A 21,561-nucleotide genomic window follows, 5' to 3' on the forward strand; every position below is an offset into this window, starting at 1 on the left:
ATATTGATATTGGTGTTCGTGGTGTAGGTGGGGTCAGGCGAGGCCCTTGAGAATCTCGCGGAAGCTGTTCAGACCGGCCTCGATATTCTCGATGATCTCCTCAGCCAGGTCATCGGGTTCCGGCAGGTTCTCCAGATCGGCCAGCGACTTGTCCTTGAGCCAGAAGATGTCGAGGCTGGTCTTGTCGCGGGCCTGCAGTTGCTCGAGGCTGTACTTGCGCCAGCGGCCCTCTGGGTTGTTCGTTTCGTGCCAGGTTTCTTGGCGCTGGTGACGATTCTCGGGGTTGTAGCAGGCGATGAAGTCCTTGAGATCGTCGAAGCGCAGGGGCTTTTTCTTCAGGGTGTGGTGGATGTTGGTACGGTAGTCGTAGAACCACACTTCCCGTGTCCAGGGCTCCTTGCGGGCCATCTTGTTGTCGAAGAACAGCACATTGGCCTTCACGCCCTGGGCATAGAAGATGCCGGTAGGCAGGCGCAGGATGGTATGCAGGTCGGTGGTTTCCAGCAGCCTCTTGCGTACCGTCTCGCCCGCGCCACCCTCGAACAGTACGTTGTCCGGCAGTACTACGGCGGCTTGTCCGCTGGTGTTGAGCATGCTGCGAATGTGCTGGAGGAAATTGAGCTGCTTGTTCGAGGTGGTGGCCCAGAAGTCCTGGCGGTTGTAGGTCAGCTCGTTGGTTTCATCCTCGCCTTCGGCGTTGGTGAAACTCATCGAGCTTTTCTTACCGAACGGCGGGTTGGCCAGCACATAGTCGAAGCGCCGGCCATCGTCGGCTATCAGTGCGTCGTTGGGGGAGATTGTGCTCTGGCCGTCGATCTCGCCGATGTTGTGCAGCAGCATGTTCATCAGGCACAGGCGGCGGGTGCTGGCGACGATCTCGTTACCGTGGAAGGTCGAGGTCTTGAGAAAGGTCTTTTCCGCCTGGTTAAGGGCCGGGTTGGCGGCCAGGAAGTCATAGGCTGCGAGAAAGAAACCGCCCGTACCGCAGGCCGGGTCGGCAATGGTCTTGCCCGGCTTGGGGCGCACGCACTCGACGATGGCGCGGATCAGTGCGCGCGGGGTGAAATACTGGCCCGCACCGGACTTGGTGTCTTCGGCGTTCTTTTCCAGCAGGTTTTCGTAGATGTCGCCCTTTACGTCCGCACCCAGTTTCACCCAGCGCGTTTCGTCGATCATGGCGATCAGTCGGGTCAGTTTGGCTGGATCCTGAATCTTGTTCTGCGCTTTGGTGAAAATCTGCCCGAGCAGGCCAGGCATGCTGCCCAGCACGCGCAGCAGGGTGACGTAGTGGAACTCCAGCGCGACACCGCGACGACTGGTCAGGCTGGCCCAGTTGTAATCCTCGGGGATGCCGATGTGGCGCTTGTGCGGCGGTTTGGCGTATTCGTCGGCCATCTTCAGGAAGATCAGATAGGTCAACTGTTCCAGGTAGTCGCCGTAGCCCACGCCGTCATCGCGCAGGGTGGTACAGAAGCTCCAGACTTTGGAGACGATGGCATCGGTGCTCATGGGGGGCAGTCCTGCTGATTCAGATGTGCCCGACCGGCAGCGGTCAGGCGGTATTGTTGCAAACGGCTGTTGGGCTTGGCAGGTAGGGTGTACTCGATCAGCCCGGCGTCGAGCAGGCGGCGTACGAGGCGATTGAGGGCGCCGCTTACGGTTGCCTGGCCCAGTTGCCGGGCCAGCTCGACCTTGCTCAGTGGTGTAGCACTCAGAGCGACGAGCAGGCGTCGTTGCGGCGACTCTGCCCCTGACTCTGCCTGCGACTCTGCCCCTGACTCTGCCTGCGCTGCTGGCGCGACGGCCTGCGTGCCGGGTGGCAGCATCAGCGTCACGCGAAAGATCGCCTCCTCACGCAGAATCGGATCCTGCCCGCCGAAGGCACGGGCGAACTTGAACAGGTTGCGCACCCCGGAGCCCAGTTCCTCGGCCCACTGCATCTCACGGAATACGCGGGCGATGGCCGGGTTCTTTGGTGACGGGGCGAAATCATCGGGGCGCAACAGGCCCAGGCCGTGCGGGTTGTTGCTGTTCTCGGTGATGACCCGGTCACGCTGGATGATCAGCTTGGCCGGGAAAGGGTTGAGGTACTCGCGGTGGATCAGCAGATTGGCGACCACCTCGCGAAAAATCAGGTCGCGCAGGCTGATGCGCTGGTTGCCCTGCAGATGGAAGGGGTCGGCAATGTGCCGACTCACAAAGGCCATCAGCCGGTCGTAACTTTCCAGCAGGTTGGTGCGGATGTCGTCGCGGTCGTCGTAACGGTCGAGGTCATGCACGCGCACGATGGCGTCGGTGCGGTGGTGCGGCACCACGCCCAGCACCACGTCATCCTGGCCGAACAGCAGGGCGCCGGCCATCGACACGCCTTCGGCGCCGGTCTGGTAATCGCGCTGGTACAGACGAGCGCTTTTCAGCAGCTCCAGATCGTCCAGCTCGGCCCAAGGGTGGCCGGCACGCTGCAGGCGCACGTTGCGCCGTACCCGTTCGATCAGGTCGCGGCGCAGGTCGCTCAGGCGGATATGCGGGAAGATACGGTTCTCGCTGTAACCCACCTGCTTGCGCAAATACAGCTCGGCCAGCAGTTGCCCGTGGCCGGTGATCTCGAAGTCGCCGTCTTCGTTGCGGCTGAAGATGCGGTTGTTGCAGCTATGCACCTGGGAGCTTTCCGGCACGCTGAGCACCAGCAGGGTCTGCCCGTCCAGTTCCACCGGCTCGGGCACCAGAGGCATGGGCGGGTTGATCTTCTGCGGGTTGTGCAGGGTGTTGGCCAGATCCTTGCGCATCTGCGCCAGCGCCTCAGGGGCGATGCCGGTTACCGTGCCGTCGTCTGCCGCCCCCAGTACCAGCGTGCCGCCGCGCTGGTTGAGAAAGGCGCAGATGGTTTCGTAGAGATCGCGGTTGAGTCCCTCGCGGGCGCGTTTGAACTCGACCGTGAGCCCTTCGCCCTCGCGCAGCAGTTGCGCCAGATGCTGCGGGGTCATGCCGGGGTCTTGGCCTTGCGCCCGCGCGTTTTTGGCTGGGCCGCCCGCTCGGCGCGAATGCGCTCCAGCAGCACGCTGGCTGGTTCGTCGTTGGGATCCTGCGGCACCAGTTGGCCGGCGAAGGCTTTTTTCAGAATGGACTGGCGCAAGGCTGCGGCTTGTTGCAGGGAGGTGGTGATGGTGTTTTCGAGTTGGTCGATGTTGGAGAGTTTTTCGCTTAGTACACAGCTAATGAACTCTTGTTCGTCAATCGAGCAAAGAGGAACAGCCAGAGCTTGAATTTCCCCAGAATTGATGTTGTTGACGCCACTGGTTGACTTTGCTTTTTGCTCAATCTGTTTTCTCTGCGTGTGGCTGCCAAGAGCCTCAAGCAAAAAAGCTGGAATCGTCAGGTTTTTATTGGGGCGCAATCTGATCAAATATCCAGCGTATAGGAGTGATTCTTCATTTTTAGATATGAGCGCACACTGACCTACTAGAGAGATGCTTCCGTTTGAACGTATGGTCAGAAGGTCGCCTTCTTGGAGTGAGTAGGTAGTTATTTCACTATCATCAAAATCAGCAAACTTCAGATCTCCTGAATTGATGTGGCCGGATGATATGTTCGGTATCCGTAAAACACCAACTTTCCCATATTCATAACTGCATTTTTTCGATGTTCCATAGCATGGTTCATCAATCAGCATTCCAAGCCGGCTCCAGATCCAGCCCTTCGGTAGGCTAGGTAACTCAGCTAGCTCCGTATCCGTCAATGGCGTAAGCGTTTTGGGCGCCTTGGGTTTAGCTGGCTTGTTGCCGATCTTGCCGGCCGCTTCCCAAGCCTCTTGGGCTTTCTTCCACTCCGCCAACTGTTGCTGATAGCGCGCCTCACGCTCCTGCTGGATACGCGCCCGCAGCGTTTCGGCGCTTTCCAGTTTGTCCGGATTCTGCGCCCGCCATTCAGCGGTCAACTTGCCCTCGAAGGCATGCTTGAGCAGGGCCTGGCGGTAGACCTTGAGTTGTTGCTGGGCGGTGCGTAGGTTTTCCACACCCTTGTCCAGCTCGGAGAAGAGCTCTTCGAGCTTGCTGACGATGCGTTGCTGTTCGGCGTTAGGAGGAAGGGGGATCTCTTTCTCGTTCAAGAAAGCTGTCGGTACGCGGCGCTGCCCGACGGCGCCGGTCATATTGCGTTCGGCTTCAATACGGACGGCTTTGGATGAAGCGAAGTAGTAGATATAGCTTGAGCTGATACCTGCCGCTGGGCGCAGTACATGAAATTCGGTGGAGCCGAAACCCAGATCATTTTTTAGTGCAGGTACAACGGCCATCTTGCCGTTTTCCATGCAAGGGGTGATCTTGGCAAACAGCACATCGCCTTCGAGAAATCCGGTATAGCCTTTTTTTACATCCACAAATTGGCGGTGGGTGTTGACATCTATTCGACCTGTTTCAGCCTCAACAGCGGGCATAGGCACAAAGGAAACCAGCAGGTCATCGTCAATCCCAGACTTGTTCGAGGTGGGGTTGATGGCTGCTATTTCGGGAAGTCTGGCCTGCGCCCAATTGGCAGGTAAACCGCCGCTTTCATTACGCTCTATGCCCTCTGCTACTTCACTTTTCACGCCACCAACGCCTCATTGATCTCATCCAGCACCGCTTCGTACTGCTCGCCGAACTGTTCATAGAACTCGCCCAGCCCGCCGGCGCGGTCGAAGGGCGCGAAGTCTAGCGCTTTGCTGTCGATATGTACCGAGGTGGCGATATGGTCGCGGATCATCTGCAGCCACTGCATCTGTTGTTCGTTAAACTTCTCGCCCTTGCCGGCGTGGCGTTTGAAGATCCATTGCTTGAAGTTGCGCGCTACGGTTTCCTCGAAGGGCATTAGCGTGGCGTCCAGCCCGCTGACGTGGCGGATCAGCGCGACCAGCGCGGTGAGTTGGCTGAGCGGGTGCTTGCCCTTGTAGTCCTCCAGCCGGGCGTAGGCATGCCAGACGTGCAGCGGCGCCAGTTGCGGGCGGTCAGCGATCAGGCTGTCGAGCACCGCCTGCAGTTGCTCGAAGGTGACGTCGCGGCGGCGCTGTGGGGTGCTGAAGTAGATGCTCAGGGCTTCCAGCTCGTCGCGGTGTGCTTGCAGCCAGTTGGCGAAGTCCTCGATCTGCTGGCGCGCGGCATCGGCGCTATCGGCCTGCCAGCCGGCATGCAACACCTGGTCGAGGGTGTCGTGGTCGAGTACCTGCTCGCGCTCGCGGCGGATGCTGTCGAGCAGGTCGATCAGTTCGCCATCCAGCGCTTTGGCAGCTTCCTTGACCCGTTCGGCCTGGGCCTGGTCGCGCAGCGCCTCGCCGGGGTCGGTGCCGGCTGGCTGCCCGGCCAGCTCCAGGGCTCGGGCCTCGACCAGGTCGGCATCGATGGCGTTGAACAGTTGCGCGACGATATGGCTAAGAGGCTTGCCGTCGGTGTGGGCCTCCACTTTCTTGTGTTCGGCCGGCTCCAGTTGCTTGACTAGGCGTGCCAGGCGCCCAGCCAGCGAGCTGACGGTGTCGTTGTCACTGGCGCCGAGCATCACGCCCATGGCGAGATCCTTGAACGGCACGCTGGGTTTGGTGATCAGCGGCTGGCTTTCGGTTTTCAAGGATTTGCTGACGCCGATGGCATCGACGATGACGTAGTGGGTCTTGGCGGTCTTGGCGGCAGAGGAAACCTTCTGCAAGTCGTCCTTGTCGAGGGTGCGGGTGCCGCGCCCCTTCATCTGCTCGAAGTAGTTGCGGCTCTTCACGTCGCGCATGAACAGCAGGCATTCCAGCGGTTTGACGTCGGTGCCGGTAGCGATCATGTCGACGGTGACGGCGATGCGCGGGTTGTACTCGTTGCGGAACTGGGCGAGCACCGAGCGAGGGTCTTCGCCTGCTTCGAGGATGTTGCCCTTGGCGTCCTTACGGCCTTCGGCGACCTTGTAGGTGACTTTCTTGCAGAAGGCGTTGCCCTCGCCAAACTCCTCGCGCACGCACTGGATGATGTCGTCAGCATGGCTGTCGGTCTTGGCGAAGATCAGCGTCTTGGGCACCTGATAGTGGCCGTCTGCGTCGATGCGGTTCGGGAAGATTTCTGGCAGCTTGTCACGGAAGGTCTGGATGACGGTGCGGATCTGGTCGGGGTTGACGATGTCGCGGTCGAGCTGCTTGTTGCTGTAGGCCTCGTCTTCGTCCTGCTGCTCCCAGCGCTTGCGCCGGGTCAGGCGCTCACGGCGTTCCACCTGCTGGGTGGCCTTGAGCTGGCCGCCCTGCTTGCTGACGACGGTTTCGATCAGGTAGACCTCGTTGCCGACGTTGACTCCATCGGCCACTGCCTTGGCGTGGTCATAGTGGCTGACCACGTTCTTCTTGAAGAAGCCGTAGGTGCGGTTGTCCGGGGTGGCGGTAAGGCCGATCAGGCTGGCGTCGAAGTAGTCGAGCACCTGCTGCCACAGGTTGTAGATGGAGCGGTGGCATTCGTCGATGAAGATGAAGTCGAAGAACTCCGGTGCGATGCCTGGGTTATAGACCACGGGCATTGGCTTTTTCGGCTGCGTCAGTTGTTCTGCCGGGTTGCGCTCCTCCAGGGCTTCATCGAGCTCCTCGCCCTTGAGGATGGAGTACATGCGTTGGATGGTGCTGATGTAGACCAGGCTGCCTTTCGGAATGTGCGCGGAGGTGAGCCGCTGCACCGGAAACAGTTCGGTGAACTTGCGGGTGTCGTCGATGGGCAGGTAACTCATCATTTCCTGTTCGGCCTGCTCACCCAGGTTCTTGGTGTCGACCAGAAACAGTACGCGCTTGGCGCCTGCGTATTGGAGCAAGCGGTAAATGGCAGTGATGGCGGTATAGGTCTTCCCGGCACCGGTGGCCATCTGGATCAATGCTCGCGGCTTGTCGGCCTTGAAGGAGGCTTCCAGATTGTTGATCGCCACCTCTTGGCAGTCGCGCAGGCGCAGGGCGCTGGCCGGTAATTTGCCGGGGTTGAGTGGCGGCATGGCTTGCAGGCGAGCACGTAGTGTGGCGCTCTGTCCGAGCCATTCGTGCAGGGTTTCCGGGCGATGGAAGCTGAACACTTCGCGTGAGCGTGGTTTGGGGTCGCGGGCGTCAGTGAAACGGGTGATGACGCCCGTGGCCTCGTAGAGAAAACGCAATGGCTCGCTGGCCCGGATCCATTTCAGTTGGGCTGCTGCATAGCCTTCTGTCTGGGTTTCGACGGCGGTGATGTGGTGCCCGGCTGTCTCCGCTTTGGCCTCGATGACGCCAACCGGCTTGCCCTCGATGAACAGGATGTAGTCGGCAGGGCCAACGCTGGTCTGGTATTCACGAACCGCCACGCCCAGGGCGGCGCTGACCTTCATCTTCTTGACGGGCTGTACGAGCCAGCCCGCTGCTTCGAGCTGGGCGTCGATCTTGTCACGGGCGATTTGTTCGGGGTGCTGGTTGAGGGTCATCAGGCTGCCTTGCCTCTGCCATTCATCGGATGCTGCGATGGTAATACGTTTGGCTGATTGAGTGTCTGGCAGGTGGCTATTGCCCGTCAGGCTGGGGGCGTTTGCTCTGCCGTCTCGCTCAACGCCAGGAAGGCCGCCGGTGCCGGGCTCAGGCTGGCACCCTGGCGCCAGAGCACGTGCAGCTCGCGCTCGATCTGCAAGTCCGACACCGGCAGGTGGTGCAGTTCGCCGCTGGCCAGTTCGCGCTCGACGACGCGTTGCGACAGCCAGGCGATGCCCTGGCCGTCGGCGAGCAGGCGTTTGAGGGCCTCGGTGCTGCCGATGGCCATATGCGCCTTGGCTTCGAGACCGTGGGCGCTGTAGGCCTGCTCGATGCTGCTGCGCGCGCCGGAGCCGGGTTCGCGCATGTATAGCGGATAGGCGAGCAACTGCTCAGCTCCAAGGCTGTCGAGGCGGGCCAGCGGATGCGTCGGGGCCACCACCGGCAGCAGCGCGTCGCGAGCCAGTAGGCGATGCTCGTAGGCATCACGGTCGAAGGCCCCTTCGACGAAGCCCAGGCTGATTTGTCCTTCATTCAACAGGCGGGTCACCGCGTCGGTGTTGCTGACTTCCACGCTGACGAAGATGTGGGGGTGAGCGTGGCGGAAGCGGCGGATCAGCGGCGGCAGCAGGTACGAGCCCAGCGTGGCACTGGCGCCCAGCTGCAGTTCGCCCTGTTCCACCTGGGCGAAATCGCGCAGGTCGCGCTCGGCGGCGCGTTCCAGGGTGAAGATGCGCTGGGCGTAGTCGAGCAGGCGCAGGCCGCCTTCGGTCAGTTGCACGCCGCGCGGCAGGCGGTCGAACAGGCGCAGGTCGAGGCTGGCTTCGAGGTCGCGAATTTCCCTCGTCACCGCCGGCTGGCTGATGTGCAGGCGTTCGGCCCCGGCGCTGATGCTGCCGGCTTCGGCCACGGCGAGAAAGACCTTGAGGTGATGGAGATTCATGCTGCTCTTGTATAGATGAAAGGCATGCTTTAGATGCTGAATATGTATTTTTAATATGGCAAGGCACTTTTTAAGCTGGGCGCGTCTTTCATGTCACGGGATCACCCGACCATGCCGCGCCCTTTCAGTCGCCTGCCCGAGCCGCTGGCTTTCATCCGTCACTTCACGCCCAACTGGTTCGCCGTGACCATGGGCACCGGCGTGCTGGCGCTGGTGCTTGCCCATCTGCCCTGGCAGTTGCCCGGGCTGGCGCTGCTGGCCGAAGGCTTGTGGCTATTCGGCGTGCTGCTGTTCGCACTGTTCAGCCTGCTGTTCCTGCTTCGCCTGGCCGTGTTTCGGGAAACCCTGTGGCCGATGCTGCTGCATCCGGTGCAGTCGATGTTCCTTGGCGCGATCCCGATGGGGCTGGCGGTGCTGATCAAGGGGCTGTTGCTGTTCGGTGCGCCGCGCTGGGGCGAGGGGGTTTATGCCCTGGCCCACGCGCTGTGGTGGCTGGATGCGGCGCTGGCACTGCTCGGTGCGTTGCTGGTGCCCTACCTGATGTTCACCCGGCAGAATCATGCGCTGGAAAAACTCACCGCCGTCTGGCTGCTACCGATAGTCGCACCGGAGGTGGTCGCCAGTGCGGCTGGTGCGCTGGCGCCTCATCTGCCCGTCGAGGCCGCGCGGCAGCTAGTGGTCACCGGCTTCGTGCTGTGGGGGCTGTCGCTGTCACTGGTCTTCCCGTTGATCACCCTGGTGCTGCTCCGCCTGGCCCTGCACAAACTGCCGGATACCGATTTCGCCGCCACCAGTTGGCTACCGCTGGGGCCGGTGGCCACGGGCTGCCTGGGCCTGCTGAGTCTGGGGCAGGCAGCGCCGGCTGCTTTCGCCGGTACGCCCCTGGCCGGTGCTGCCGAACTGGCTCAGGACTTCGGTCTGGTCGGTGGTCTGGCGCTATGGGGCGCGGGGCTCTGGTGGCTGGTGATCGCCACCCTGTTCACGCGCCATTACATTCGCGACAACATGCCGTTCAACCTGGGCTGGTGGGGCTTCATCTTCCCTCTGGGGGTCTTCACCCTGGCCACCTTCGAGCTGCAGCACCTGACCGGGCTGGCCATTTTCGGTCTGACTGGCCTGGTACTGGCCGTGCAACTGGCGGCGGTGTGGTCGTTGGTGCTCACCCGTACCTTGGTTGGCGTCTGGAATGGCGAGCTGTTCCAGGCGCCCTGTCTGGGCGGTCCGGGCAGTCCGGCCGTCAGCGTGCTGAGCGAGCGTCCCAGCTGATTTGCCTTCTACGACTATCTGTCATTGCCCCGCAGGGGGCGGCTGGGCGAAAATGGCGGCCTTTTTCGCCCCCCTTCATTCGTGAAGCAGCCCCCGTAGGAGATTTCAGCGATGCCCAGCCGTCGTGAGCGAGCCAATGCCATTCGTGCCCTCAGCATGGATGCCGTGCAGAAAGCCAACAGCGGCCACCCCGGTGCCCCCATGGGCATGGCGGACATCGCCGAAGTGCTGTGGCGCGATTACCTGAAGCACAACCCGCAGAATCCGAACTTTGCCGACCGTGACCGCTTCGTGCTGTCCAACGGCCATGGTTCGATGCTGATCTATTCGCTGCTGCACCTGACCGGCTACGACCTGTCCATCGACGATCTGAAGAACTTCCGTCAGTTGCACAGCAAGACGCCGGGCCACCCGGAGTACGGCTACACCCCGGGCGTGGAAACCACCACCGGCCCGCTCGGCCAGGGCATCGCCAACGCCGTCGGTTTCGCCATCGCCGAGAAGGTGCTGGGCGCGCAGTTCAACCGTGAAGGCCACGACATCGTCGACCACAACACCTACGTGTTCCTCGGCGACGGCTGCATGATGGAAGGCATTTCCCATGAAGTCTGCTCGCTGGCCGGCACCCTCGGCCTGGGCAAGCTGATCGCCTTCTATGACGACAACGGCATTTCCATCGACGGTGAAGTCGAAGGCTGGTTCACCGACGACACGCCGAAACGCTTCGAAGCCTACGGCTGGCAGGTGATCCGTAATGTCGACGGTCACGACGCCGAAGAGATCAAAATGGCCATCGAGACCGCGCGCAAGAGCGTGGATCAGCCGACCCTGATCTGCTGCAAGACCACCATTGGTTTCGGTTCGCCGAACAAGGGCGGCAAGGAAGAGTGCCACGGCGCGCCGCTGGGTAACGACGAGATCGCCCTGACCCGCGCCGCCCTGGGTTGGAACCATGGCCCGTTCGAAATTCCTGCTGACATTTACGCCGAGTGGGACGCCAAGGCCGCCGGTGCTGCCGCCGAAGCCGCCTGGAACGAGAAGTTCGCCGCTTACGCCGCTGCGTTCCCCGAACTGGCTGCCGAGTTCAAGCGCCGCATCGCCGGTGAGCTGCCGGCCGATTTCGCCGAAAAAGCCGCCGCCTACGTGCGCGAAGTGGCCGAGAAGGGCGAAACCATCGCCAGCCGCAAGGCCAGCCAGAACGCGCTGAATGCCTTCGGCCCGCTGCTGCCGGAGTTCCTCGGCGGCTCGGCCGACCTGGCCGGTTCCAACCTGACCCTGTGGAAAGGCTGCAAGGGCGTATCCGCCGAAGATGCTTCGGGCAACTACATGTTCTACGGCGTGCGCGAGTTCGGCATGAGCGCGATCATGAATGGCGTGGCTCTGCATGGCGGCTTCGTGCCGTACGGCGCGACCTTCCTGATCTTCATGGAATACGCGCGCAATGCCGTGCGCATGTCCGCGCTGATGAAGAAGCGCGTGCTGTACGTGTTCACCCACGACTCCATCGGCCTCGGCGAAGACGGCCCGACTCACCAGCCGATCGAGCAACTGGCCAGCCTGCGCGGTACGCCGAACCTCGACACCTGGCGTCCGGCCGATGCCGTGGAATCCGCCGTGGCCTGGAAACACGCCATCGAGCGCGCCGACGGCCCCAGCGCCCTGGTGTTCAGCCGTCAGAACCTGCCGCACCAGCCGCGCGACGCTCAGCAACTGGCGGATGTCGCCCGTGGTGGTTACGTGCTCAAGGACAGCGCCGGTGAGCCGGAACTGATCCTCATCGCCACCGGCTCGGAAGTCGGCCTGGCCGTCGCCGCTTACGACAAGCTGACCGCTGCCGGCCGTAAGGTGCGCGTGGTGTCGATGCCGTCCACCAGCGTGTTCGATCAGCAGGACGCCGCCTACAAGCAGGCCGTGCTGCCGGTCGAAGTCGGTGCGCGTATCGCCATCGAAGCCGCCCATGCCGACTTCTGGTACAAGTACGTCGGCCTGGAAGGGCGCATCATCGGCATGACCACCTTCGGTGAGTCGGCGCCCGCTGCTGCGCTGTTCGAGGAGTTCGGCTTCACCGTCGACAACGTCGTCGGCACCGCCGAAGAACTGCTCGACGCCTGAGTCAGAGCGACGCCGTAGGGCGGGTGACGCTCTTCTCGCCCGCCGTCATGCCGACGGCGGGTCGATGAAGTGCGATCCACCCTACGGTTCATACGAGACCACCCATGTCCAACCGCCCTTATCGCGTTGCCCTCAACGGCTATGGCCGTATTGGTCGCTGCGTGTTGCGCGCACTGCATGAGCGGGGTGATGGGCTGCCTCTGGAAATCGTCGCGCTCAACGACCTGGCTGATCAGGCCAGCATCGAATACCTCACCCGCTTCGACTCCACCCACGGGCGCTTTCCTGGCGAGGTGAAAGTCGATGGCGACTGTCTGCACATCAATGGTGACTGCGTGAAGGTGCTGCGTCAGTCCGAGCCCGAGGCTATCGACTGGGCGGCGCTGAATATCGACCTGCTGCTGGAATGCTCCGGGCAGTACACCACGCGGGCCGATGCCGAGCGCTTTATCGCGGCCGGTGCGCCGCGCGTGCTGCTGTCGCAGCCGATGGCCAGCGAGGCGGATATCGACGCCACCATCGTCTACGGCGTCAACCAGGATTGCCTGACGGGCAGCGAGCGTCTGGTGTCGAATGCGTCCTGCACCACCAACTGCGGCGTGCCGCTGTTGAAACTTCTCGATGAGGTGGTGGGTCTGGAGTACGTCTCCATTACCACCATCCACTCGGCGATGAACGACCAACCGGTGATCGATGCCTACCACCACGAAGACCTGCGCCGCACGCGCTCGGCCTTCCAGTCGGTGATCCCGGTGTCCACCGGCCTGGCTCGCGGTATCGAGCGCCTGCTGCCGGAACTGACCGGGCGTATCCAGGCCAAGGCCATCCGCGTGCCGACGGTCAACGTTTCCTGCCTGGACATCACCCTGCAGACCGCCCGTGACACCTCCGCAGAAGAGATCAACCGCGTGCTGCGCCAGGCGGCAGACAGTGGCCCGCTCAAGGGGCTACTGGCCTACACCGAACTGCCGCACGCCAGCTGCGACTTCAACCACGACCCGCACTCGGCCATCGTCGACGGCAGCCAGACCCGCGTGTCCGGCCCGCGCCTGGTCAACCTGCTGGCCTGGTTCGATAACGAATGGGGCTTCGCCAATCGCATGCTCGACGTGGCTGAACACCTGCTCGCTGTTTCCACTTCCTCCAAACAACCAGCCTCCGTGAAGGACTGATGCCATGACCGTTTTGAAGATGACCGACCTCGACCTCGCCGGTAAGCGTGTGCTGATCCGCGAAGACCTCAACGTTCCGGTGAAGGACGGCGTGGTCAAGAGCGACGCGCGCATCCTCGCCTCGCTGCCGACCATCAAGCTGGCGCTGGAGAAAGGCGCGGCGGTGATCGTCTGCTCGCACCTGGGCCGTCCGACCGAGGGCGAGTTCTCCGCCGAGAACAGCCTGGCGCCAGTGGCTGCCTACTTGTCCAAGGCGCTGGGTCGCGAGGTGCCGCTGGTGGCTGACTACCTTGATGGTGTCGACGTCGCGCCGGGCGAGTTGGTGCTGCTGGAGAACGTGCGCTTCAACAAGGGCGAGAAGAAGAACGCCGACGAGTTGGCCCAGCGCTACGCCGCGCTGTGCGACGTGTTCGTCATGGACGCCTTCGGCACCGCGCACCGCGCCGAGGGTTCGACCCATGGCGTGGCCAAGTTCGCCAAGGTCGCCTGCGCCGGCCCGCTGCTGGCGGCCGAGCTGGACGCGCTGGGCCAGGCGCTGGACAAGCCGAATCGCCCAATGCTGGCCATCGTCGCCGGCTCCAAGGTGTCGACCAAGCTCGACGTACTCAACTCCCTGGCCGAGATCTGCGACTCGCTGATCGTCGGTGGCGGCATCGCCAACACCTTCCTCGCCGCTGCCGGCCTGCCGGTGGGCAAGTCGCTGTATGAGGCCGACCTGGTCGACACCGCCAAGGCCATCGCGGCCAAGGTTGCGGTGCCGCTGCCGGTGGACGTGGTGGTGGCCAAGGCCTTCGCCGAGGACGCCGAGGCAACCGTCAAGGCCGTCGCTGACGTGGCCGAGGACGACATGATCCTCGACATCGGCCCGCAGACTGCCGCGCAGTTCGCCGAAATGCTCAAGGCCTCGCAGACCATCCTGTGGAACGGCCCGGTCGGTGTGTTCGAGTTCGATCAGTTCGGTAACGGCACCAAGGCCCTGGCCCTGGCCATCGCCGAGAGCCCGGCATTCTCCATCGCCGGTGGCGGTGACACCCTGGCGGCCATCGACAAGTACGGCGTGGCCGAGAAGATCTCCTACATCTCTACCGGTGGCGGTGCCTTCCTCGAGTTCGTCGAGGGCAAGGTTCTGCCGGCAGTCGAGGTGCTGGAGCAGCGCGCCAAGTGATCGCGGCGGGGCGAGCGGGTGCCGTTCGCTCCGTTGGATAAAACCCTGGCGTGATCGAGTGGTCTGTTGAAACTGAACCCTCGAACAAGGAGTCATGTCATGGGCAAGCTGGCGACGTTGGGATGTATCACGCTGGTGCTGGCCGGTTGTGCCGGTGGGCGGGAATCGGCTTGCGAGGTGCTCAGCCCCGCGCCGATCGAAGTGCCCACCACGCAGAACGATCAGCGAATCGAGCAGAAAAGCGGTCAGCCTGCGGGTGAACCGGTAGAGCAGCGTTGCTGACGAGGACACGAAATGATTGCAAGACTGGCGGGCCTGACCGCCACGGCATTGCTGCTGGCTGCCTGCAGTCAGCAGCAGACAGCGCCGGAGCAGTGGACTCGCTGGGTCTGCGATAGCCAGGCCGAGGTGCTTTGGCGCGTGGCCGACGGCAAGGGCGAGCAGGTGGACGTACGTCTGGGTGGCGACGACATCGTGCATCGCCTGAGCCTGGAGCCAGCGGCTTCCGGTGCGCTGTACAGCGACGGTAACCTGTCCTTCCACACCAAGGGCGACGAAGGGTTGGTGTACTGGACGGCCACCGATGACCTGATCGGCCGTGGTTGCAAGGCTCCGTAACACCCTCGGCGAAACCGGGGAGAGCCGTTGGCGCAGCCTCGGCTAGACGAAACTTGAACAACGCCTGCCCCTGCGGCAGGCTTGCACATTAAACAACCCATATCGGGAGCTTCAAAAGATGGCACTTATCAGCATGCGCCAGATGCTCGACCACGCCGCCGAATTCGGTTACGGCGTGCCGGCCTTCAACGTCAACAACCTCGAGCAGATGCGCGCCATCATGGAAGCCGCCGACAAGACCGATTCGCCGGTCATCGTCCAGGCCTCCGCAGGTGCCCGCAAATACGCCGGTGCGCCGTTCCTGCGTCACCTGATCCTGGCGGCCATCGAAGAATTCCCGCACATCCCGGTGTGCATGCACCAGGATCACGGCACCAGCCCTGACGTCTGCCAGCGCTCCATCCAGCTGGGTTTCAGCTCGGTGATGATGGACGGCTCGCTCAAGGAAGACGGCAAGACGCCGGCCGACTACGACTACAACGTCCGCGTGACCCAGCAGACCGTGGCTTTCGCCCACGCCTGCGGCGTGTCCGTGGAGGGCGAGCTGGGCTGCCTGGGCAGCCTGGAAACCGGCATGGCCGGTGAAGAAGACGGCGTCGGCGCAGAAGGCGTGCTCGATCACAGCCAACTGCTGACCGACCCGGAAGAAGCCGCTGCCTTCGTCAAGGCCACCCAGGTCGATGCCCTGGCCATCGCCATCGGCACCAGCCACGGTGCCTACAAGTTCACCAAGCCGCCAACCGGCGACGTGCTGTCGATCCAGCGCATCAAGGAAATCCACGCACGTATCCCCAACACCCACCTGGTGATGCACGGCTCCTCCTCCGTTCCGCAGGAATGGCTGAAGGTGATCAACGAATTCGGTGGTGACATCAAGGAAACCTACGGTGTGCCGGTCGAGGAAATCGTCGAGGGCATCAAGCACGGCGTGCGCAAGGTCAACATCGACACCGACCTGCGTCTGGCTTCCACCGGCGCCATCCGCCGCATGATGGCCGAGCACCCGAGCGAGTTCGACCCGCGCAAGTTCTTCGCCAAGACCATCGTCGCCATGCGTGACATCTGCATCGCGCGCTACGAAGCCTTCGGCACTGCCGGCAACGCCTCGAAGATCAAGCCGATCTCCCTGGAAGGCATGTACCAGCGTTACGCCAGCGGCGAGCTGAACGCCAAGGTCAACTGATCCGCTGCGGGCCAAGGCCCGCAACGCTCAGCCGAAAGCCGCGACTGCGCAAGCGTCGCGGCTTTTTCATGCCTGGCGTTCGGGGCTCAGGGCGCTGCGCTGAGCAGGGCGCGGTGTTCGATGCTCAACTGGTCGAAGCGGGCTGCGCCGGCTTCGGTTTCGTAGCCGGTGTTGTCCTGGGTGTAGACCCCTGCCTTGAAGTACAGCGGTTTCGGCGCCCAGGACGCATCCAGGTGAGTGCTCCAGCGGATGTTGTCGAGCTGGATCGCCAGGGTGCCGTCTGGCTGCAGATTGATCGCATAGGTGAAGGCCTGGTTCAGCGCGATGCCACTGGCGATGGTCACGGTGTCGATCTCGGCATCCGGTGTCATGCGCACCTTGGCGACGATATTGCCGGTGGCCGTCTTGGTCTTGTACTGGTACTCCAGCTTGAGCAGCGGCATCGAGCTTTTATAGGCGTGAATCTGGCCAATGACGATCTTGCCGGTGGACGGCACCTGGCTGACGCTCAGGGCTGCACGCAGGAAGTGGTCGGCGCCAGGATAGGTCCAATTGCGCAGGCTGCCGTCGGCATAGGTTTCGCGCAGCTCGCAGCGCGGGTATATGGCGCTTTCGGTGGTAGTGCCGTTGACCGGCGACCAGAAGAAGATCGCACCGTTCTTGGACTGGAAGTAGTGATCCTGATAACCGCCGGCGAGGATGCGGGTCTCGATGGTGGTAGCGGGGACGCCGACTGGAATGCTCAGGTTCCACATAGCGAGTTCGATCATGCTCAAAGCTCCTGAAAAACGGAAACTTCAGTCGGGGGCACATCTCGTCCGGGAGTCAGTAACGGCTTACTTGGCGTTCCAGCGGGTGACACGCGAGCTAGAAGGTGGCAGGGCTGCCTGTCACGAGCGACGACTGCGCCCGTGGCGCGCTTTATAACGGCAATTCCGAGCCATACGTGAGCACCGTTCGTCGTTTTATTGGCGTCAATAAAACGTATTTCTGCAGTGGGGAATCATTCCGATGCGGCCCGCAGGGTCAGGTAAAACCCTGTAAAACACCTGGGGCGTGGTAAATGCCGGCCTACGCCATAATCCGGGCACTGCCGTTCCGGAACTGTTTTTCATGTCCAGCCTGCCGCGCCTGCTGCTCGCCTTCGTTCTCGCCGTACTGCTGGCCAGCGCCTTCGCGTCGATCTTTCAGACGCAGAGCAATCTCGCTGCGCTGCAGGCACTGGGCGCGCCGATGCCGCTTGCAGTGAGGCTGGGCACGACCGGTCTCGATCTGCTGGGGTTTACCCCCACCTTCGCGCTGCTGGCCGGCGCCGGCTTCGCCTTCGCCCTGCCGCTGGCGCTGTGGCTGGCCGGACGTCTGCGACCCTGGCGCTGGGCAATCTTCCTGGCGGCCGGTGCTGGCGCTATCTGGCTGGCATTGACCCTGGCCAATGCCCTGGCGCCGATGCCGACGCTGATCGCCGCCGACCGCACGTTGCCGGGTACCCTGGCGTTCATGGCCTGTGGCAGCGCCGGCGCGCTGCTCTTCGGTCTGCTGGCGCGGCGGGCGCGCTACCGGGCTCGGCTCCCACAATCCGACTCGCCGTGACCAGGTCGTTACCATGCTGAACACCCTTCGCATATTGCTCGGCGCTGTGCTGCTTTCGAGCTTGCCGGCGCATGCCGATGACTACCGCATCGAAACCCTCACCGAGGGGCTGGAACACCCCTGGTCGCTGGCTTTCCTGCCGGACGGGCGCATGCTGGTCACCGAGCGGGTCGGACGCCTGCGCCTGATCGAGGCGGATGGTCGTCTGCTGGAAGATCCCATCGCCGGGCTGCCAGAGGCGTTCATCGCCGCCCAGGCCGGGCTGATGGAGGTGGCGCTGGATCCGGATTACCCGGAGAACCGCTGGCTGTACCTGAGCTATGCCCATGGCGATGCCGAGGCCAACAATACGCGGCTGATCCGTGCCCGGCTGGTGGGGGATGAACTGCGTGACGTCGACGTGCTATTTACCGCCCAGCCACTCAAGGCTGGCGCGGCGCACTACGGCGGGCGCATCGCCTTTCTGGCCGACAAGACCCTGGTGCTGACCCTGGGCGATGGCTTCGACTGGCGCGAGCAGGCGCAGAACCCGGGCAACCACCTGGGCAAGATCGTGCGCCTCAACCGCGACGGCAGCGTGCCGCCGGATAATCCGCTGCTGGCCCTGCAAGGCGCTGCGCCGGAGGTCTACAGCCTTGGCCACCGCAACGTGCAGGGCATCGTCTTCGATGCCGAGCATGATCGGCTGTACAGCCACGAGCATGGCCCGCGTGGGGGGGACGAGTTGAACCTGATCCAGGCCGGGCAGAACTACGGCTGGCCGCTGGCAACTTTCGGCGTCGACTACACCGGGGCGCGTGTCAGCCCCTACACCGAGTTGCCTGGCCTGGTGGCGCCCCTGCTGCACTGGACGCCCTCGGTGGCGCCGTCGAGCCTGGCCCTGTATCGCGGTGCGCTGTTTCCTGACTGGCAGGGCGATCTGTTCGCCGCCACCCTGGCCGAGCGCAGCGTGCGCCGCATCCGCGTGCGTGACGGCATGCTGGCCGGTGAGGAGGTGTTGTTCGAGGAGCTTGGCGAGCGCATCCGCGATGTGCGCAGCGGGCCGGACGGCGCGCTCTACCTGCTTACCGACAATGCCGATGGGCGGCTGTTGCGGGTCGTGCCGGCCAAGTGAGGCGCGTTACACTGCCAACTCCTTTTTTGCAGTGGGCGTCTGTCGTTGAAATACCTTCAGGGCTATCCCGTGGCCATCCAGCAGCAGGTGCGCCAACTGATCGCCGATGACCGCCTTGGCCCCTACCTGGCCCAGCGCTACCCCGGGCGCCACGATGTGCAGAGCGACAAGGCGCTGTACGCCTACGTCATGGCGCTCAAGCAGGAGCACCTGAAGAACGCGCCGGGCATCGACAAGGTGCTCTACGACAACCGTCTCGATCTCACCCACCGCGCCCTTGGGCTGCATACGGCGATTTCGCGGGTGCAGGGCGGCAAGCTCAAGGCCAAGAAGGAAATCCGCGTGGCCTCGCTGTTTCGCGATGCCGCGCCGGTCTTCCTGCAGATGATCGTGGTGCACGAGCTGGCGCACCTGAAGGAATCCGAGCACAACAAGGCGTTCTACAAGCTCTGCGATTACATGCTGCCCGGCTATGCGCAGATCGAGTTCGATCTGCGCATGTATCTGACCTGGCGCGAGATGAGTGCTTAGAGCACCTCGGCCACTTCGAAATGCTGCTGACGGCCCGCCAGGTTAAGGCTGATCTCATCACCCGGCTGCTTGCCCAGCAGCAGGCGGCCGAGCGGCGCGGCGCTGCCAATCACCTGGATGAGGTGGTCGCCCGTCTGCAGCTTCATGCTGGCGCCCGGTGGGCCGAGTAGCAGCCACTGTTGCCTGTCCTCTGCGTCCACCAGTTGGATCAATGCGCCGAGGGCGGCTCCCTGCGCCGGGTCGAACGGCCGTGGGCGCAACTGGCGCCAGGTGATCAGCGTCTGCCGCAGTTCCTCGACCCGACGTGCCTGGCCGCTGGCCAGGTAGGCCGCTTCCAGGCCCAGGGTGTCGTACTTGTTCTCGGCGATGTTCTCTTCGTGGGTGGCCGTTTCATGGGCGCTGAGCGCGGCCTGGTGGGCCTGATCGAGATCGGCTTGCAGATGGGCCAGCACCTGCTGCAGCAACTGGGTTTTGTCCATGGTCGGTGTCGCAAGCGGGAAAGCCGCGTTTATCCCAGGCTGCCGCTGCGCTGTCCAGGCCGTCAGGCTTCTTCGCTGACCATGCGCACGCGATTACGGCCTTCGGCCTTGGCCTGGTACATGGCGGCATCGGCGCGGCGGATCAGGCTGGTCGCCTCGTCGCGGCCATGGCTCAGGGCGATGCCGATGCTGGCGCCGACACGCACGGTGCGGCCTTCGATGCATATCGGCGTATCCAGGCCTTCGAGCAGGCGCTTGGCCAGTTGATGAGCATCTTCAGCCGATTGCAGGCGCTCGCAGATGGCGACGAATTCGTCGCCGCCCAGGCGCGCCGGCAGATCCATCTCGCGCAGGTAATGGCGCAGGCGCTGCGCCACTTCCGCCAGCACCAGGTCGCCGAAGGCATGGCCATGCTGGTCGTTGATCGGCTTGAAGCCGTCGAGGTCGATCAGCATCACCGCCAGCAGCTCGTTGCCGCGCTGGCTGCGGCTCAGTGCCTGGTCGAGATGCTGCTGCAGGGCGTTGCGGTTGGCCAGGCCGGTCAGCGGATCCTGCAGGGCCAGTTGGCTGAGGCGCCGGTTGGCCTGCTCCAGGGCTTCGGTACGTTCGGCGACGCGTCTTTCCAGGGTGCGTTCACTGAGTTGCAGGGCGGCTTCGCGTTGGCGCTTGTGCGCGTTGAAGCGAGCGGCGAGGGCGAAGGACAGCAGGATCATCTCCAGACCGGAGCCGATCTGCATGGCATAGAGGGTCATGAAGTTCGACGGGATCAGGGCGAAATTACGCAGCGCCAGGGCCACTGCGCCGCTGAGCAGCATCATCCAGGCCAGTGCGAACAGGCGGGCGCCGGGCACGCGGTAGCCCACGCAGACGAAGCTGGTGAGCAGCAGCATCAGGGTGACGCTCAGCCCGGTGATGGACATGGTCTGCAAGGCTCGCTGCACGGGCAGCAGCAGGGTGGCGATCACCGCCAGCCCCGTGGCGAAGCACAGCACCTGCAGCACGCGATCCCAGCGCGGTAGCCATTTGCCGGTGTCGAGGAAGCTGCGCGCGAACACCGTCGACAGCAGCGCCGCCATGGTCAGGCTGACCGGCAGCATGCGGTTGGTCCAGGGCGCCGCCTGTGGCCACAGGTACTGCGCGCCGAGGCCGTTGAGCGAAAGCACGGCGAGGGCGAAGGCGACCATGAACAGCACGTAGTTGAGGAAGGGGCGCTCGCGCAGGGCGAGGAACAGCAGCAGGTTGTACAGGCCCAGAGCAATCAGTACGCCGCAGTAGATGGCATGCACCAGGTAGCCGTTCTGGCTGTGCTGCTCGAAATCGTGTTCCGACATCAGCCCGCCACTGAGGGTCATGCTGCCGCGCGAGTCTGCGCGCAGGTACAGGGTGCGCTGCTCGCCAGGTTGCAGAACGACTTCGAACACCGGATAGCGATGGCCGATGGCGCGCTCGGCATAGGGCACGGTGTCACCGCTGCGCGATTCGCGTACACCCTCTGCGCCAACATCGTACAGGCGCACTTCATCCAGCGAGGCATAGCTCAGTTCCAGACGCCAGTGCAGTACGCGCTGGGCGTTGGACTGCAGATTCAGGCGCAACCAGACCACGCCGGAGACATAGCCAAAACTCAGGTCGCGGCGCGCGTGCGCAGAGCTGAAGGGGGCATCGGTGGCGCGCACCTGATCCAGGGTCAGGCTGGCTTGCGGATCGAGGAGAAAATCGACCGTGTCATACAGATCCAGCGGTGCACTGGCGTCGTTCAGCAGCGTGGCGGCCCTGACGCTGGGCAGCAGCAAGCACAGGAGCAGCAGTAGCCAGGCGGGTGAGGCGCGGACGGATCTGTGAGGGATAGGCATCGGGTGGCCCCGAATTATTGGCGTTTTACTCATACTGGCAGAAAGCCGTCGCCTACCGCTACCGTGT

General features: G+C 63.3%; 18 protein-coding genes. 10 read left to right on the plus strand and 8 right to left on the minus strand.

Going from position 1 to position 21,561, the window contains the following annotated elements:
* Positions 1-33 precede the first annotated feature (33 nt).
* From ACODS1_RS20200 to ACODS1_RS20220, 5 genes are all read right to left on the minus strand, one after another.
* Positions 34-1,509, minus strand: a complete 1,476-nt coding sequence (locus ACODS1_RS20200) for a class I SAM-dependent DNA methyltransferase (protein ID WP_489087066.1) — start codon at positions 1,507-1,509, stop codon at positions 34-36.
* A complete protein-coding gene (locus ACODS1_RS20205) occupies positions 1,506-2,984 on the minus strand; it encodes an RNA-binding domain-containing protein (protein WP_489087067.1) in 1,479 nt (492 codons plus the stop codon). Before ACODS1_RS20205 ends, ACODS1_RS20200 begins: the two co-directional genes overlap by 4 nt.
* The gene (locus ACODS1_RS20210; RefSeq protein WP_489087068.1) at positions 2,981-4,585 is read right to left on the minus strand and encodes a restriction endonuclease subunit S; all 1,605 of its coding nucleotides are present in this window, start codon (positions 4,583-4,585) and stop codon (positions 2,981-2,983) included. Before ACODS1_RS20210 ends, ACODS1_RS20205 begins: the two co-directional genes overlap by 4 nt.
* Complete coding sequence (locus tag ACODS1_RS20215) at positions 4,582-7,428, minus strand: type I restriction endonuclease subunit R (protein ID WP_489087069.1); 2,847 nt, start codon at positions 7,426-7,428, stop codon at positions 4,582-4,584. Before ACODS1_RS20215 ends, ACODS1_RS20210 begins: the two co-directional genes overlap by 4 nt.
* An 86-nt stretch (positions 7,429-7,514) precedes the next feature.
* Entirely contained in the window at positions 7,515-8,411 is an 897-nt protein-coding gene (locus ACODS1_RS20220; RefSeq protein WP_489087070.1) for a LysR family transcriptional regulator, read from the minus strand.
* Between the two features lie 111 nt (positions 8,412-8,522).
* On the opposite strand from ACODS1_RS20220, the gene ACODS1_RS20225 reads away from it, so the two are divergent.
* The 7 genes from ACODS1_RS20225 (at position 8,523) to fba (ending at position 15,927) form a co-directional block, all read left to right on the plus strand.
* Positions 8,523-9,677 (plus strand): TDT family transporter, encoded by a 1,155-nt coding sequence (locus ACODS1_RS20225; protein ID WP_489087071.1) that lies wholly within the window; start codon positions 8,523-8,525, stop codon positions 9,675-9,677.
* 111 nt (positions 9,678-9,788) lie between these two features.
* The gene (tkt, locus tag ACODS1_RS20230; protein ID WP_489087072.1) at positions 9,789-11,789 is read left to right on the plus strand and encodes a transketolase; all 2,001 of its coding nucleotides are present in this window, start codon (positions 9,789-9,791) and stop codon (positions 11,787-11,789) included.
* 104 nt (positions 11,790-11,893) lie between these two features.
* Positions 11,894-12,961: an erythrose-4-phosphate dehydrogenase gene (gene epd, locus ACODS1_RS20235; protein WP_489087073.1), complete on the plus strand. Its 1,068-nt coding sequence runs from the start codon at positions 11,894-11,896 to the stop codon at positions 12,959-12,961.
* A gap of 4 nt (positions 12,962-12,965) precedes the next feature.
* Positions 12,966-14,126, plus strand: a complete 1,161-nt coding sequence (locus tag ACODS1_RS20240) for a phosphoglycerate kinase (RefSeq protein ID WP_489087074.1) — start codon at positions 12,966-12,968, stop codon at positions 14,124-14,126.
* Positions 14,127-14,225: 99 nt separating this feature from the next.
* Positions 14,226-14,408 (plus strand): hypothetical protein, encoded by a 183-nt coding sequence (locus ACODS1_RS20245; protein WP_322979391.1) that lies wholly within the window; start codon positions 14,226-14,228, stop codon positions 14,406-14,408.
* A gap of 12 nt (positions 14,409-14,420) precedes the next feature.
* A complete protein-coding gene (locus tag ACODS1_RS20250; RefSeq protein WP_489087075.1) occupies positions 14,421-14,744 on the plus strand; it encodes an MliC family protein in 324 nt (107 codons plus the stop codon).
* A gap of 118 nt (positions 14,745-14,862) precedes the next feature.
* The gene (fba, locus tag ACODS1_RS20255; RefSeq protein ID WP_159969988.1) at positions 14,863-15,927 is read left to right on the plus strand and encodes a class II fructose-bisphosphate aldolase; all 1,065 of its coding nucleotides are present in this window, start codon (positions 14,863-14,865) and stop codon (positions 15,925-15,927) included.
* A gap of 86 nt (positions 15,928-16,013) precedes the next feature.
* Here fba and ACODS1_RS20260 read toward each other — a convergent pair whose 3' ends face one another.
* A complete protein-coding gene (locus ACODS1_RS20260; protein WP_489087076.1) occupies positions 16,014-16,697 on the minus strand; it encodes a polysaccharide lyase family 7 protein in 684 nt (227 codons plus the stop codon).
* A 343-nt stretch (positions 16,698-17,040) separates the two neighbouring features.
* Between ACODS1_RS20260 and ACODS1_RS20265 the strand changes: the two genes are divergently transcribed.
* Genes ACODS1_RS20265 through ACODS1_RS20275 form a run of 3 tightly spaced genes read left to right on the plus strand, consistent with a single transcriptional unit; the run spans position 17,041 to position 19,162 of the window.
* Positions 17,041-17,517, plus strand: a complete 477-nt coding sequence (locus ACODS1_RS20265; protein WP_489087077.1) for a hypothetical protein — start codon at positions 17,041-17,043, stop codon at positions 17,515-17,517.
* A gap of 13 nt (positions 17,518-17,530) precedes the next feature.
* Positions 17,531-18,631, plus strand: a complete 1,101-nt coding sequence (locus ACODS1_RS20270) for a PQQ-dependent sugar dehydrogenase (protein WP_489087078.1) — start codon at positions 17,531-17,533, stop codon at positions 18,629-18,631.
* A gap of 39 nt (positions 18,632-18,670) precedes the next feature.
* Positions 18,671-19,162 (plus strand): YgjP-like metallopeptidase domain-containing protein, encoded by a 492-nt coding sequence (locus tag ACODS1_RS20275; protein WP_489087088.1) that lies wholly within the window; start codon positions 18,671-18,673, stop codon positions 19,160-19,162.
* Here the strand turns inward: ACODS1_RS20275 and ACODS1_RS20280 are convergent.
* Positions 19,159-19,641 (minus strand): GreA/GreB family elongation factor, encoded by a 483-nt coding sequence (locus tag ACODS1_RS20280; protein ID WP_489087079.1) that lies wholly within the window; start codon positions 19,639-19,641, stop codon positions 19,159-19,161. The two genes, ACODS1_RS20275 and ACODS1_RS20280, sit on opposite strands and share 4 nt — an antisense overlap.
* A gap of 62 nt (positions 19,642-19,703) precedes the next feature.
* Entirely contained in the window at positions 19,704-21,494 is a 1,791-nt protein-coding gene (locus ACODS1_RS20285) for a 7TM diverse intracellular signaling domain-containing protein (protein WP_489087080.1), read from the minus strand.
* Between the last annotated feature and the right edge of the window lie 67 nt (positions 21,495-21,561).

The organism is Pseudomonas sp. FG29, assembly GCF_057809355.1.